Genomic DNA, 13,707 nt, shown 5'->3' on the forward strand with positions numbered 1-13,707 from the left:
ATCACTCCCTTAGCGGTTCCAATACGAGATCGCGGGTCACGATGACGTTTACCGGCGTGCCCGGCCGGATCGTCAGCGTGGGGGGCATTTCCAGCTGGCGCTGGATGATCCGCTCGCCTGCGGTTCCGACCGTCTGCTGGGCGCTGTCGCGGATCGCATCGGCGATCGCATCTTCCCCGTCGCGCCCGGCTTCGAGCCCGACGCCGATCAGCGTGGCGAGGCCCGCGGCGCGGAACACCCGCCCCCAATGGTCGTCGACCCGGTCTTCGACGCCTGCATAGCCTTGTCGATCCGCGCCCGGCAGGCGTTCGAGGGTGATCGAGCGGCCGGCTGGCAGGATGAGCCGCGTCCAGACGAGCAGGATTCGGGATTGCCCTGCGCCGACCTCGGCGTCGTAGGTGCCAAGCAGGCGCGCGCCCTGTGGGATGAGGAGAATGCCGCCGGTCGGGCTGTCGTAGACCGCTTGGGTGACCTGGGCGGTGACCTGCCCTGGCAGGTCGGATCGGATGCCGGTCATCAGCGCCGCCGGGATCACGGCGCCGGCCTGCAACAGGAAGGGGCTCCCGGGCGGGGCGATGCGGTCGCCGCTCACCACGCGGCGGTCGACGGGGGCGTCGAGGAAGGTTTGCCGCCTATCCGTCGCCGTCTGCTCCGCGGTGGGCTGCAGGCCCGTCAGGTCCGGGAAGGGCGCCGGTTGGGCCGCAAGCCCGGTGGATCGTGCGGGCTGTCCGGCACTGGACGATTGTGTGAAGAGCTGGCTCGTGCGCGCGGCCTCGATCTCGGCGAGGCGGCGTTGCTCCTCGGGATCGAGGGTCTGAACCGGTTGTATTGTCGGCGGTGTGATGGGCTGGCCGCGTTCCTGAGTGCGCAGGATCGGCCGTCCGAGATCGCCGGGCAGGGGTGGTCCGAGGGTCGGGACCTCGCGCGGGATGTCGGAATAGTCCCGCGGCAGGCGCGTCAGCTCGTCCGCGGTCGGCGGATTGTCGGTGCGATAGAGCTCGGCGGGCGCGCTTCGTTCGCGGCTTTGCAGCGCGACGATCAGCATTCCGCCGATGGCCAGGGCCACGAGGGCCGCACCGGCGCCGAGCACGCGTCGCGACAGGCGCACGACCCGCGGCGGGTCCGGCCGCAGCCGCATCTCGGCTGCAATCTCCTCCCGGACGGCATCCGGTCCGTCTTCCGGTCGCGCGGTCACAACTTGCCTCCGATGCGTCGGTCTTGCGTCAGTGGGGCCGGAGCTACCGCGCTTTGCTGTCGTCGGACGATCCGGACGACCTGTTGCGCCCGACCTGTTCCGAGACGCAACTCGGCCGCTGCGAAGAGCCGATCGACGATGATCACGTTGCGATGCACCCGGCTGTTGACCAGTTCCGGTGAGCCGTCCGATCCGAGCACGAAGAGCGGCGGCATCTCGCCCTGCACGATGCCGCGGGGGAATTCGATATAGACCCGACGACCGTCGTCGTAGACCTGTCGCGGCCGCCAGGGCGGCGCGGGCGCCTCGACCTGCAACGCGTAGCGGTGGTTGCGGTGGGACGGGGCAGGCAGGATCGGAGCTGCCGGGATACCCGCCGTCGATCCGCGACGGGTCCGCTCCGCGGGATAGTACCAGGCGACCGACGGCATGTGGGTCGCCTCATCGGAGATCAGTTCCAAGTGATAGGTCCGGCGGTCGGTGTTGAGGATGAGGTTGGTCTCGATGTCGGGCCGAGTCGGCTTGACCAATACATGGACCCGGGCCGAGCGACCCGCGCCGCTGACGGTGTCGCCGATGATCCAGCGCGCGGTGTCGCCGGCGGCGATCGGACCGTCGCCGACCAGCCGCTCGCCGTAGTCGAGCGCAATCTCGGTGATCTTCCCGGGGCTGGCATAGATCCGGTAGAGCGCGCCCGGGCTGTAATGATAGACCTGCACGGCGTTGAAATACCCCGCGCGCCGCGGTTCGATCCGTGCGGCGCCGTTGGCGGCGGCGATCCGGGCGGTCGGCGTGGCCGCACCCTCGGTCCCGCCGCGTGCAGGCGTCACGACCGGTGGGCGATGCAGCGGCTCGGGGCCAGACTCGACGACGACGGCGGGCGGTGGAGGCAGCGGCGGGACGGAGGCATCGTAGTCGATCTGCGGCAGCGGCTCCGTCGCGCAGGCCGAGAGGAGTAGGGCTGCGACGATCACGGGGGCCAAGCGGGGCAGGGGCGCGCGGTCGATCATTCGCCCATCTCCCGCGACCAGTCGAGCGCGTGGACATAGATGCCGAGCGGGTTCTTGCGCAGCCGCTCGGTATCGCGCGGTGGCTGCACCACGATGGTGAGAATGGCGGTCCAACGCTCGGTCCCGACGAGCTGGCCGTTGTCGTAGCGCCGCTCGCTCCAGGCGACACGGAACGAGTCAGGAGAGGCGCGGATGACGCTGGAGACGTCGACCGAGACCTGTTCCTCGCCGACACGTGCGAACGGGTCCGCCTCGCGGGCATAGTCGTTGAGCGCCAGCGCGCCGCGATCCGTGGTGAAGTCGTAGGCTTCGAGCCACTGGCGCCGCAGAACGATCGGATCGGCCGGGATGCTGCGGACCTCCTCGATGAACCGCGCGAGATGCCAGGCGAACTGGGCGTCGGTCGGATCATAGGATCCGTCGGCCGGGCCGACGGCCTGGGCCTGGCCCAGCTCGTCGACCTGCACGACCCAGGGCACGACATTGCCTTGCAGGGATTGCCAGACGAGGGCCGCGGTAAGCCCGGCGACGAGGCCCAGCTGCCCGAGCGCCATCACCCGCCAGTTCTTGGCCTGCACCCGGGCCGAGCCGATCCGGTCGTCCCAGGCCTGGCCGGCGCGCTGGTAGGGCGTTTCCGGCTCCGGCGTCTTGCCGTAGGCGGTCGAGGGACGCTTGAACATGGTCTACTCCTTTCCCGAGAGACTGATGGAGGTGCCGGACCCGCCGCCATCGCCCGCGCGCAGGGCATGGGCGATGGTGTTCGTGCCGTGGCTGAGGGATTGCGCGCGCTTCATCCGCCGCGCCCAGTCCGGCGGCGTACCGCTGCCACCGGCACTGGCGGCCGCGCCAACAGCCGAGGTCGCAGGAGGCGGTCCCCCGGCGGCCTGCGATCCCGCCTGGCCTCCGGCGACGAAGCTCTGCTTCATCGCCCCGGCCGCTCGGCGCAGCGGCGAGGTGGCGGTGCCGGCACCCGCCTTGGCCAGACCGAGGCTGCCGTCCGCCATGGCTTTCGCAGTGCTCGATGCGCCGCTGGCCCCCGTCCGGTAGGCCCCGGCGGCCCCGCCCGCGAGGGACGCGCCGCCGCGCGCGGCCGTGCCTGCGGCACTGCCGCCCATGCGGAGCGCCGCGCCGCCCGCCATGGCAGCCCCGCCGACGGCAAGGCCGGTTCCGACAGCGGCGCCTGCGCCGAGTTGCGGGCCCCCTGAGATCAGGCCGTTGGCGATCCCGGGTCCGAAGATGCCAAGGCCGAGGAGGGCGAGGGCGGCGAGCACGATCGCCATGGCGTCCTCAATGGTGGGTGTCGCGGCGCCGAAGCCCGCGGTGAATTCGCCGAAGAGGGTCGAGCCGATGCCGATGATCACGGCAAGGACCAGCACCTTCACGCCCGAGGAGACGACATTGCCGAGGACGCGCTCGGCCAGGAAGGCGGTCTTTCCGAAGAGGCCGAACGGGATCAGCACGAAGCCCGCGAGCGTCGTCAGCTTGAACTCGATCAGCGTGACGAAGAGCTGGATGGCGAGGACGAAGAAGGACAGCAGCACCACGCCCCAGGCGAACATCATGACGAGGATCTGCACGAAGTTCTCGAAAAATGAGATGTAGCGCAGGAGATCGGCGATGGATTCGAGGATGGGACGGCCGGCGTCTATGCCGACCTGGGCGACGCGGCCCGGCTGCAGGAACTCGGCGGCTGTGACGGAGCCGCCCGCAGCCTGCAGGCCGAGCCCGGCGAAGCTCTCGAAGACGATCTTGGCGAGCGCGTTCCAGTTGCCGATGATGTAGGCGAAGACGCCGACGAAGATCGTCTTCTTCACGAGCCGCGCGAGGATGTCGTCATCCGCCCCCCAGGCCCAGAAGAGGGCGGCGAGCGTCACGTCGATGACGATGAGCGTGGTGGCGAGGAACGCGACCTCGCCACCGAGCAGGCCGAAGCCGGAGTCGATATAGCTGGTGAAGACCTGCAGGAAGCGATCGATGACGCCGGTGCCGCCCATGGGTCAGTCCTGCCCTTGTGGCGGGCGCGTATCGTCCGGTGGACTGATCGACGGAAGGGAGGGCGCCGGGTCGTGTTGGTCCTCTGGTTCCGCAACCCCGAGAAACCGGTCCCGCTCCTCCGACCAGAGGCGCAGGCAGGGCGGATCGTCGAGCGCGGCCGTGCCCCTGTCGCGGCAGGCGCGCAGCGCGTCGGTTCGGTCGACCGCCGGCGGCGGCGGGTCGGGTCGCGCGACAGAGGGCACCTCGGGTCCGTCGTCCGCACGATCGGCGACGATCGCCACGGCGAGGGGCGCAAGTCCCAGGACCAGCCCCAGCGAGATCAGAACCTTCGGGAGACGCCGCATGAGGGATCAGCTCCCGCCGAACATGTCGACGGGGGTTGGCGTGTAGCCGGCACCCTGTGCGATGAAGCGGCGCAGCTGTTCGCGCGCCTGTTCCTGGCTCGCCGCCTGTCGGGCCTGTTCGAGCGATTGCGCGCGGCCCTGGGCGGCCATCAGGGCGGTGAGGTCGGCCAGTTGCTGCGATTGCAGGGCGACGAGTTGATTGCCCGCCTGCGCTGCCTGCAGCGCGCCGGTGGCGTTCTGGCTTTGGGTGACCAGGTCGGACATGGTGGTCCGGGTCTGGTCGAGATTGCCGACGACGCCGGCCTGGGTCTTCAGCGCATCCTCGAACCCCGCGACGGAATTCTGCCAGCGTCCCCGCGCGCCTGCCACCAGTTCCGGATCGCTGAGTCCGGTGAACCCGGCCGCGTAGTCGGTATCGAAGGCGTCCTCGATGCTGGCGACGTCGTAGGCGATGCGCTGCGCCTCGCCGAGCAGGTCCTGGGTGCGCTGCACCGATTGCTGGAGCTGTGCCAGCGAGGAATGCGGCAGGCTCGCGAGGTTGCGGGCCTGGTTTACCAGCATGGCCGCCTCGTTCTGCAGCGACGCGATCTGGTTGTTGATCTGCTCCAGCGACCGGGCCGCGGTCAGCAGGTTCTCCGCGTGGTTGGTCGGATCGTAGACGATCCCGCCGAAGCCACCGCCGAAGAGCCCCGCTTGTGCCGGGGGCGGTGCGATAATCGTCGTCACGGGAAGGGCGAGCAGGGCACCGGCGAGAAGGGCGCTAGGAAGGTGTTTGGCGGTCATCATCGTTCTCCTGTGATTGGTCCGGATCGGAAGGGGTCGGCCGAGCAGTTCCGCTTGTGAGTCCGATTGGCGCGGGGAGGGGATCAGCGCCGGAAACCTGCGTAGCGTCGCCATCCGGCTCGTTTGGCTCTTCGGGCAGCAGGTCGGCAGCCCAGCCGAGGCCGCGTTGGCGCAGCCAGGCGGTGGCGAATCCGGATCGGTCATGCTCCGCGACGAGATCGGAGATGGCGGTCTGATCGGCCTTGGACGACGCCGCGCAGAAGGCGAGCGCCACGTCCGAGAGCCCGAGCTCGAAGAGCCGGTTGCCGCGCCGCGACTGGCAGTAGTAATCCCGTTTCGGCGTTGCCTGGGCGATGATATCGATCTGCCGGGCGTTCAGGCCGAAGCGGTCGTAGATCGCGGCGATCTGCGGCTCCAGCGCGCGTTCGTTCGGCAGGAAGATCCGCGTCGGGCAGCTCTCGACGATGGCGGGCGCGATCGCGCTGCCGTCGATATCGGCGAGCGACTGGGTGGCGAAGACGACGCTGGCGTTCTTCTTGCGCAGCGTCTTCAGCCATTCCTTCAGCTGCGCGCCGAAGGTCGGATCATCGAGCGCCAGCCAACCCTCGTCGATGAGAATCAGCGTCGGCGCGCCGGTCAGACGGCCTTCGATCCTGTGGAAGAGATAGGCCAGCACGGACGGGGCCGCGGCGGTGCCGATCAGCCCTTCGGTCTCGAAGGCCTGGATGTCCGCATCCCCGAGCGCCTCGGTCTCGGCGTCGAGCAACCGGCCCCAGGGGCCGTCGAGCGTGTAGGGCTGCAAGGCCTGTTTCAGGTCCGACGATTGCAAGATGACGGCGAGGCCGGTCAGGGTGCGCTCTTCGACCGGGGCCGAGGCGAGGCTGGTGAGCGCCGACCAGATATGGTCGCGGGTGGCCGGACCGATCTCGACCCCCTCGCGGCCGAGCAGCCCGGCGATCCAGGAAGCGGCCCAGACCCGCTCGGACTCCTCGTCGATCCGCGCCAGCGGCTGCAGCGAGACGGGCAGGGCGTCCTCGCCCGAGATAGCGCCGCCGAGATCGTGCCAATCGCCGCCCATGGCCAGCGCCGCCGCACGGATCGAGCCCCCGAAATCGAAGGCGAAGACCTGGGCGCCTGGATAGCGGCGGAACTGCAACGCCATGAGCGCCAGAAGAACGCTCTTGCCCGCTCCGGTCGGCCCGACGATGAGGCCGTGGCCGACATCGCCGACATGGGTCGAGAAGCGAAACGGCGTGGCGCCCGCGGTCTGCGCGTGGAAGAGGGGCGGTCCGTCCAGGTGATCGTTCCGGGCGGGTCCCGCCCAGACGGCCGAGAGCGGGATCATGTGGGCGAGGTTCAGTGTCGAGATCGGCGGCTGGCGCACGTTCGCATAGAGATGGCCGGGCAGGGAGCCGAGCCAGGCCTCGACGGCGTTGACGCCCTCGCGGATGATCGTGAAGTCGCGGCCCTGGACGACCTTCTCGGCGATGCGGAGCTGTTCGTCCGCCACTTGGGGGTGCGGGTCCATCACCGTGAGCGTCGCGGTGACATAGGCCCAGCCGGCGATGTCCGCGCCGAGTTCCTGCAGTGCCTCGTCGGCATCGACCGCCTTGTTGGCCGCGTCCGAATCCAGGAGCGTCGAGGCCTCGTTGGTCATGATCTCCTTGAGGATCGCGCCGATGCCCTTGCGCTTGGCGAACCATTGGCGGCGAATGCGGGTGAGGAGCCGCGTGGCGTCGGTCTTGTCGAGGAAGATCGCCCGGGTCGACCAGCGATAGGGAAAGGCGAGCCGGTTGAGGTCGTCGAGGATGCCGGGGAAGGTCGCCGACGGAAACCCGATGATCGAGAGCGTCCCGATATGGTGGGCGCCAAGGCGCGGCTCCAGCCCTCCGGTGAAGCGCGTGTCGGCCAGCAGCGCGTCGAGATGCATCGGCGTCTCCGGAACGCGGACGCTCTGCGGAACCGGCGAGACGCAGCCGTGGAGATAGGTGAGCGTCTCGGCATCCGTCAGCCATGCAGCTTCCGGGAAGACGCCTTGCAATAGGTCGAGTAGCCGGTCAGAGCGGTCGACGAAACCGGCGAGCGCTTCGGCGGTCTTCGAGCCGGCCGCGCGGTCGCGGCCCTCGTAGAGCCAGCCCTCGGCGCGGGACGCGTCCTCGGCGGGCGGCAGCCAGACGATCGTGAGGACATACCGGCTCTCGAAATGGGCCTGCTCCTCTTCGAACTGCGCCTTCCGTTCGGCCTCGACCAATGCGGACACCGGATCGGGAAATGTGCTCTCGGGATAATCCTTCGCCGGAATGCGCCGGGCTTCCGTGAAAAGCGTCCAACCGGAGCCGAGGCGTCTGAGCGCCCCATTGAGCCGGGACGATGCGGCGACCAGTTCGGCGGGCGTGGCCGAGTCCAGATCGGGACCCCGAAACCGCGCCGAACGCTGCAGCGAGCCGTCCTTGTTCAAAACGACACCCTCACCGACCAGCGCCGCCCAAGGCAGGAAATCCGCCAGCAGGCGCGGCTTGGAGCGGTACTCGGCGAGGTTCAGCATGGCTCAGACCCGGAGATGCGCGGGATAGCGCAGATGGCGGCGCACCACGTCGACGAATTGCGCGTCGCGCTTCGCGGCCCAGACGGCGGCGAGATGCCCGGCCAGCCAGAGCAGGAGGCCGACGATCCAGAGGCGCAGGCCGAGCCCGACCGCCGCGGCGAGCGTGCCGTTGGCGATGGCGATGGTGCGGGGGGCTCCGGCCAACAGGATCGGCTCGGTTAACGCGCGATGCACCGGCGCGAAGAAGCCGGGGATGTGGTCGGACCCCTGCCATTCGCTACCACTCATGGCGTTTCTCCCTCGGAAGGCTCCACCGAAGCCTTCCGTTCAGCCGAGCTAAACCGGTCGTCACCATCAGATCAGGACCCCGCCGCCGAAGGAGAAGAAGGAGAGAAAGAAGCTCGACGCCGCGAAGGCGATGGAAAGGCCGAAGACGATCTGTACGAGGCGCCGCGCGCCGCCGGAGCTGTCGCCGAAAGCGAGCGTCAGGCCGGTGATGATGATGATCATGACCGCGACGATCTTGGCGACCGGGCCCTCGATCGATTCCAGGATCGCCTGCAGCGGCGCTTCCCAGGGCATGCTCGAGCCCGCGGCGTGCGCGGGCGAGGACATCAACGCAACGGTCAGGGCGGCAGATGCTGCGGCAAGATGATGGTTCAGTAAGCGGATCATGACGGATCTCCGAGAGGGGCAGGGACGAGGGGCGCGAGGGCATAGTCGCCGGTGGCCGTGAGACCGGTGACGGACGCGAGCTCGACGAGACGCCGCCTGCCGCCACGACCTTCGAGCATCGCGATGACGTCGATCGTCTCGGCGATCAGCGCCCGGGAGACCGTGACGACCGCCTCCTGGATGAGCTGTTCGAGGCGGCGCAGCGCACCAAGCGCGGAGCCCGCATGGATCGTGCCGATGCCGCCGGGATGTCCGGTGCCCCAGGCCTTCAGCAGATCGAGGGCCTCGGGACCGCGGACCTCGCCGATCGGGATTCGGTCGGGGCGCAGGCGCAGCGACGACCGCACCAGATCGGAGAGCGAACAGACGCCGTCCTTGGTGCGCAGGCTGACGAGGTTGGGCGCTGCGCATTGCAGCTCGCGCGTGTCCTCGATCAACACGACGCGGTCGGCGGTCTTGGCGACTTCGGCGAGCAAAGCATTGGTCAGGGTCGTCTTGCCGGTCGAGGTGCCGCCGGCGACGAGGATGTTCTTGCGGGACGCGACCGCCAGCCGGAGCGCCTCGGCCTGCTCGCTCGCCATGATGCCGGACCCGACGTAGTCCTCCAGCCGGAACACCGCCACGGCGGGCTTGCGGATCGCGAAGCTCGGTGCCGAGACCACGGGCGGTAGCAGGCCCTCGAAGCGCTCGCCGGTCTCCGGCAGCTCCGCTGACACCCGTGGCGCTCTCGCATGGACCTCGACGCCGACATGGTGCGCGACGAGGCGGACGATGCGCTCGCCATCCGCCGCCGACAGCGTGTCGTTCGTCGGCGACAGGCCCGATCCGAGCCGGTCGACCCAAAGCATTCCATCCGGGTTGAGCATCACCTCGACGGTCTCGGGATCGTCGAGGAAGGCGGCGACGGCGGGTCCGAGGGCCGTGCGCAGCATGCGCGCGCCCCGGCTCGCCGCCTCGGTTCGAAAAGGATGGATGCCCATGCGCGTCCCCGGAGATCAGACCGGTCGCGTCCTGCGTCCGGCGTTCGGGGTCGAGTAGAAGGGGCACGAAATGCGCCGGATCAACAGGAGGATGGCGGGGGTAGGGCTCTGGCGTGGAACGGCAGGGAAACGGCGGAGTTGGAGGCTTCAGTCACATGGGTTGCTGTACCGTGCGGTAGACTGGATCGCTTCTTACGTGCCCGAATTGGGCCGAAAGCGGACATGCATGACCGGCTGCACCAAATCAGAGAGCGGACACCGCGAATGAAAACGGTGCGCAATGGAACAGTCCTGTGCAATTCCAACGGTCGCTTTCGGCGGAATGCAACGCATTTCTCATTTCTGACATATCGGTTGCAATTCGAGTTTCATGCCACAACGCCGATCTATGCTCCTATCGACCGATAAATCCGCATTTACGAGACGATTGAGGCGCCGTATGATCTAGCGTATAATGTAAAGAAGTATGAATGACGTCGAAATATACGCTATTATATAACATTTTAGCACACGAACCGATAAATTCCTTGAAGACATTGCTCGTTAACAACGGTGAGCTCATCGTGCCTCTAGGGGATAGTTGATACGAAGCCACGCTAGAACAGCAGCGCGATTACCGTAGCCATGATTTTTGAGCAGCGCCACTATGTCGGCAGCCGCTATCACGACGATTGGATGTCGGTCCTCTTTGATTTCCTGATATGCCTGTCGGTCCACATAGCTAGTCGTAACCAAGATGCCGAACTGCCGGTGCCTTAGCCGCGAGATCAGTCTGGACATCGGGCGGACGCCCACGCTGCTGTTTGGCGCGTGGCATTTTGCTTCCAGCGCGAAGTCCACTAGGATTGCTGAAGGACCAGTGCCAATCCGCAGTTGTCCTATTGCGTCACGACCGCCGTCGCGTGAGGGCCTAGTCACATCGATGCTAGCAATATCGGGCATCATCAGTCTTGCCAGTCCGGCGGCGCAGTATTCGAAGTCGTATGGGTTATTCTGAAAATACTGGTGGAGACATTCGATCACATTGCGGCCTTCCGGGCTCGTCGGTAGCTGTTCATCCTTCGTTCTGTATTCAAGCGACCGGGTTGCCTGCAGCGGGCGGAAACTACCGCGATCCACCCAGTCCCGCCAGACCTGCGGAGCATTCGCGGAGTGGGCGTTGCCATTGATGATGTCGGTGACCCAGGCCCTGCTGATGACAGGTGCATCCAAAACAGTGAGCCGTGCCCGATAGTTCTGGAATCGCGCGCCCTCGGCGGTCTTCCAGACCGCCACCAAGTCCTCCGATGAAGTCAGGCTGGCCACGCCGGGAACAGCGAGGCCAACGAAACGGAAATCACGCCACTCGCCGGTGCTGGTGAAGATAAATATGGGAGGGACCTTCCGACGCTCCTCTGGACCGGCATGCGCCTGATCGAAGATCTGACGCAGGAGCTCGTTTCCGTTTCGCGGTGTCTCGTGGAGCGGACGTCCAGGCCGCTTATTATCACCGTAGTAGGTGAATACGCCGGTCTCCTGGTCGAGCAGGTCTGGCCAGTCCGGGTCCTTTAGCGACGAGGTCAGAGCGACCATTTCCAACGACTTGAGGCTACCACGATACCTAAAACCACCGCTGTTGCTAACATTGATCAGGCGCGGCAGAGGTTCGTCGCCGGCATTCCCCAGCCGGCCGCTCTGGTAGATCGCATCGACATGGAGGTCGACCTGCTCCAGTTCGGAAAAGGAGATGATCTCATCAACCACGTCTTAAATTCCTAGTTTTCAAGAGTTTCCTCTCGATCGTCGGTTGGTGCTCGAAGCTGGTCCCCGCGCCACAGCTATGCACAAAATTGCGTATCTCTGTTGAGTTCTGCACATGCTGTCTTATAGTACGGTACAAACGGAGGTAAGCGCAAATGGGCAGCCCAGTACGAATTCAGGTACTCATGCCGAAGGAGGAAGCGGACCGTTTCGGAGCTTATTGCCGTGAGAAGGGGTTTAAGAAATCACCGCTGATTGTGCGGCTCATCCGCGAACACATGGATCAGACTGATTACCGGACCCAACGCAGCCTGTTTGATGATAGTGGTAAGAGACGTTGACGGAGTTGGCGGACTCAGCAATTGAGCAGAAGCTGGCAAGACTGGGCATGGGGGCGGCTCCTAGGGTGCTGGATCTTTTTTCCGGATGTGGTGGGCTGTCTTTAGGTTTTCACAAGGCTGGTTTTGAAATCACTGCAGCGGTCGAGAGCAATCCGGTCGCAGCTGCCTCGCATGCACGGAATTTTCATGCAGGCGATAGTCGGCATGCTCAAGCGCTGGATATTACGCAAGTAAAACCGAGTCAGCTAGCATCCAGACTCGGTCTGGGCCGCGTCACAGACGCGGTTGATGTAATCATCGGCGGCCCCCCCTGCCAGGCATTTGCCCGGGTCGGTCGTTCGAAGCTACGGGAAATAGACGACGATCCGGAGGCCTTCCGTCACGATCCTCGCGCGAAACTGTTTGCCCCTTACCTCGACTATGTTCGCGCTTTCAGGCCGCTGGCCCTGCTGATGGAGAATGTCCCTGATGCTATGAACTTTGGGGGGAAAAACATTCCGCAAGAGGTTTGCGAGATTCTAATAAACCAGGGTTATATATGTGCTTACACCCTGCTCAACGCCGCCTTCTATGGGGTGCCGCAGATGCGCGAGCGGATGTTCTTGATCGCCTTTCGCCGCGAGATAGCGAATGAAATCGCCTTCCCGGCGCCTGTGAGTTGGATTGACCTGCCAGCGGGCTATACTGGCTCCCGAAACGTCGCGCTGAAGTTGATCACAGCGAAACGCAGGACTGATGAAGTCTGCAATTATGTTGACCCACCTGAGGCAGATGGTCTGCTGCCGTCCGCCGTCACAGCTCATGACGCTATTGGGGATCTGCCGGAGATCCGTGCACTCGATCTGCTTGGTTGCGGTGTTCTTAAGCGAGGAGCGCGCCGCCTCGATGAGCTCTTGGCCTATGATCCAGGGCGTCCCGTATCAGCTTACGTGCGGGAGATGAAGGAATGGTCAGGATTTGAGGCTGGGGCCGGGATTTCCGATCACGTCATTCGCTATCTGCCTCGGGACTATAAAATATTTGCTGGCATGAAGCCGGGCGATCAGTATCCGCAAGCTCGAGCCTACGCGCTTGCATTATTCGAGGATGGTGTCGCGGAGGCCAAACGGCGGGGGAGGAACATCAGGGCCGGCTCCGCCGAGTACGACGATCTTCGCCGAAAAACTGTTCCGCCATATGACCATACGAAGTTTCCCAACAAGTGGCGGAAAATGTGGCGAGACACACCGGCACGCACGATCATGGCTCATCTGGGTAAGGACAGTTACAGCCATATACACTACGATAGTGATCAGGCGCGGACAATCTCGGTCCGTGAAGCAGCTAGGTTGCAATCCTTCCCGGACGGTTTCGTTTTTGAAGGTGCAATGAACCAAGCTTTCCAGCAGATCGGCAATGCTGTTCCGCCACTGATGGCCTTTGCCTTGGCGAAAGTAATGAAGAATACACTCAGCGACGCGCGAAGCGTTCGCCGCGCAAACGAGCTCGTGCTCGGCGCGACCGGTTGAGGTGCGAATGACAGATGTGCACACGCCAGAGCGGCGACGGCATAACATGCAAAGCGTGCGAGGACGGGACACCAAGCCCGAAATGCTGATTCGGAGCGGCCTGCATGCCAGAGGCCTGCGATATCGGCTGCATCATAGAGGCCTGCCTGGGAAACCGGATCTAGTCTTCCCGAAACACCGAGCATTGATCTTGGTCCACGGATGCTTCTGGCATGGTCATGCCTGTCCGTTATTCAAGTGGCCGAAGACCCGACAGGAATTTTGGCATGAGAAAATTGAAGGTAATCGAACTCGAGATCGGCGCACGATTGAAGCGCTGCATCAAGCCGGCTGGCGAATTCTTATAGTCTGGGAATGCTCGATGCGTGGCCCAAAGCGGCTTGTGTTACAGGACCTTCTGAATGAGGCCGAACATTTCGTTGCGCAGAGTGAGCGGACGTTTCGATCTCTTGCAGGAAGTGAAGCTACAGGGGGAAGTAGCGAGAAAAGCTCTCGGTTCTCAATTAATGCTAGACCAGAAAGTATCTGTAGCGAGAAAGTGAGAAAAAATGGGACGAACTGAGACAGCTCCGTTCCGGCCACGCGCACGGT

13 protein-coding genes are annotated in these 13,707 nt (G+C 65.1%); 2 read left to right on the forward strand and 11 right to left on the reverse strand.

Going from position 1 to position 13,707, the window contains the following annotated elements; genetic code table 11:
• Window position 1 precedes the first annotated feature (1 nt).
• From MWU52_RS01460 to MWU52_RS01510, 11 genes are all read right to left on the reverse strand, one after another.
• Window positions 2–1,138 (reverse strand): TrbI/VirB10 family protein, encoded by a 1,137-nt coding sequence (locus tag MWU52_RS01460; RefSeq protein WP_246952714.1) that lies wholly within the window; start codon window positions 1,136–1,138, stop codon window positions 2–4.
• A gap of 53 nt (window positions 1,139–1,191) precedes the next feature.
• On the reverse strand, window positions 1,192–2,205 hold the full coding sequence (trbG, locus tag MWU52_RS01465) for a P-type conjugative transfer protein TrbG (protein ID WP_246948573.1): 1,014 nt from the start codon (window positions 2,203–2,205) through the stop codon (window positions 1,192–1,194).
• Window positions 2,202–2,885 carry a conjugal transfer protein TrbF gene (gene trbF / locus MWU52_RS01470; protein WP_246948575.1) on the reverse strand — a complete coding sequence of 228 codons (684 nt, stop codon included), beginning with the start codon at window positions 2,883–2,885 and terminating at the stop codon, window positions 2,202–2,204. Before trbF ends, trbG begins: the two co-directional genes overlap by 4 nt.
• A gap of 3 nt (window positions 2,886–2,888) precedes the next feature.
• On the reverse strand, window positions 2,889–4,199 hold the full coding sequence (gene trbL, locus MWU52_RS01475; RefSeq protein ID WP_246948577.1) for a P-type conjugative transfer protein TrbL: 1,311 nt from the start codon (window positions 4,197–4,199) through the stop codon (window positions 2,889–2,891).
• A 3-nt stretch (window positions 4,200–4,202) separates the two neighbouring features.
• Window positions 4,203–4,544 carry a putative entry exclusion protein TrbK-alt gene (gene trbK-alt, locus MWU52_RS01480; RefSeq protein WP_246948579.1) on the reverse strand — a complete coding sequence of 114 codons (342 nt, stop codon included), beginning with the start codon at window positions 4,542–4,544 and terminating at the stop codon, window positions 4,203–4,205.
• 6 nt (window positions 4,545–4,550) lie between these two features.
• Window positions 4,551–5,327 (reverse strand): P-type conjugative transfer protein TrbJ, encoded by a 777-nt coding sequence (gene trbJ, locus MWU52_RS01485; protein WP_246948582.1) that lies wholly within the window; start codon window positions 5,325–5,327, stop codon window positions 4,551–4,553.
• On the reverse strand, window positions 5,305–7,872 hold the full coding sequence (gene trbE, locus MWU52_RS01490; RefSeq protein WP_246948583.1) for a conjugal transfer protein TrbE: 2,568 nt from the start codon (window positions 7,870–7,872) through the stop codon (window positions 5,305–5,307). The genes trbJ and trbE overlap by 23 nt, the downstream gene beginning before the upstream one ends.
• 3 nt (window positions 7,873–7,875) lie before the next feature.
• The gene (locus tag MWU52_RS01495; protein WP_246948585.1) at window positions 7,876–8,160 is read right to left on the reverse strand and encodes a VirB3 family type IV secretion system protein; all 285 of its coding nucleotides are present in this window, start codon (window positions 8,158–8,160) and stop codon (window positions 7,876–7,878) included.
• A 66-nt stretch (window positions 8,161–8,226) separates the two neighbouring features.
• The gene (locus tag MWU52_RS01500) at window positions 8,227–8,547 is read right to left on the reverse strand and encodes a TrbC/VirB2 family protein (protein ID WP_246948589.1); all 321 of its coding nucleotides are present in this window, start codon (window positions 8,545–8,547) and stop codon (window positions 8,227–8,229) included.
• Window positions 8,544–9,479: a P-type conjugative transfer ATPase TrbB gene (gene trbB, locus MWU52_RS01505; protein WP_246948591.1), complete on the reverse strand. Its 936-nt coding sequence runs from the start codon at window positions 9,477–9,479 to the stop codon at window positions 8,544–8,546. Before trbB ends, MWU52_RS01500 begins: the two co-directional genes overlap by 4 nt.
• Before the next feature lie 606 nt (window positions 9,480–10,085).
• On the reverse strand, window positions 10,086–11,270 hold the full coding sequence (locus MWU52_RS01510; protein ID WP_246948592.1) for a restriction endonuclease: 1,185 nt from the start codon (window positions 11,268–11,270) through the stop codon (window positions 10,086–10,088).
• Between the two features lie 343 nt (window positions 11,271–11,613).
• On the opposite strand from MWU52_RS01510, the gene MWU52_RS01515 reads away from it, so the two are divergent.
• Window positions 11,614–13,116 (forward strand): DNA cytosine methyltransferase, encoded by a 1,503-nt coding sequence (locus tag MWU52_RS01515; protein WP_246948593.1) that lies wholly within the window; start codon window positions 11,614–11,616, stop codon window positions 13,114–13,116.
• Window positions 13,117–13,123: 7 nt separating this feature from the next.
• Window positions 13,124–13,678 (forward strand): very short patch repair endonuclease, encoded by a 555-nt coding sequence (locus MWU52_RS01520; RefSeq protein ID WP_281493879.1) that lies wholly within the window; start codon window positions 13,124–13,126, stop codon window positions 13,676–13,678.
• Window positions 13,679–13,707: the final 29 nt, after the last annotated feature.

The sequence above is a fragment of the Jannaschia sp. S6380 genome (assembly GCF_023015695.1).
GTDB lineage: Bacteria > Pseudomonadota > Alphaproteobacteria > Rhodobacterales > Rhodobacteraceae > Jannaschia.

Excerpts from the sequence above, each read along its gene's own strand:
- MWU52_RS01495 (WP_246948585.1), bottom strand. The coding sequence starts at position 8,160 with ATGAGTGGTAGCGAATGGCAGGGGTCCGACCACATCCCCGGCTTCTTC.
- trbK-alt (WP_246948579.1), bottom strand. The coding sequence starts at position 4,544 with ATGCGGCGTCTCCCGAAGGTTCTGATCTCGCTGGGGCTGGTCCTGGGA.
- trbG (WP_246948573.1), bottom strand. The coding sequence starts at position 2,205 with ATGATCGACCGCGCGCCCCTGCCCCGCTTGGCCCCCGTGATCGTCGCA.
- MWU52_RS01460 (WP_246952714.1), bottom strand. The coding sequence starts at position 1,138 with ATGCGGCTGCGGCCGGACCCGCCGCGGGTCGTGCGCCTGTCGCGACGC.
- trbB (WP_246948591.1), bottom strand. The coding sequence starts at position 9,479 with ATGCTGCGCACGGCCCTCGGACCCGCCGTCGCCGCCTTCCTCGACGAT.
- trbL (WP_246948577.1), bottom strand. The coding sequence starts at position 4,199 with ATGGGCGGCACCGGCGTCATCGATCGCTTCCTGCAGGTCTTCACCAGC.
- trbE (WP_246948583.1), bottom strand. The coding sequence starts at position 7,872 with ATGCTGAACCTCGCCGAGTACCGCTCCAAGCCGCGCCTGCTGGCGGAT.
- MWU52_RS01500 (WP_246948589.1), bottom strand. The coding sequence starts at position 8,547 with ATGATCCGCTTACTGAACCATCATCTTGCCGCAGCATCTGCCGCCCTG.
- MWU52_RS01520 (WP_281493879.1), top strand. The coding sequence starts at position 13,124 with ATGACAGATGTGCACACGCCAGAGCGGCGACGGCATAACATGCAAAGC.
- trbF (WP_246948575.1), bottom strand. The coding sequence starts at position 2,885 with ATGTTCAAGCGTCCCTCGACCGCCTACGGCAAGACGCCGGAGCCGGAA.
- trbJ (WP_246948582.1), bottom strand. The coding sequence starts at position 5,327 with ATGACCGCCAAACACCTTCCTAGCGCCCTTCTCGCCGGTGCCCTGCTC.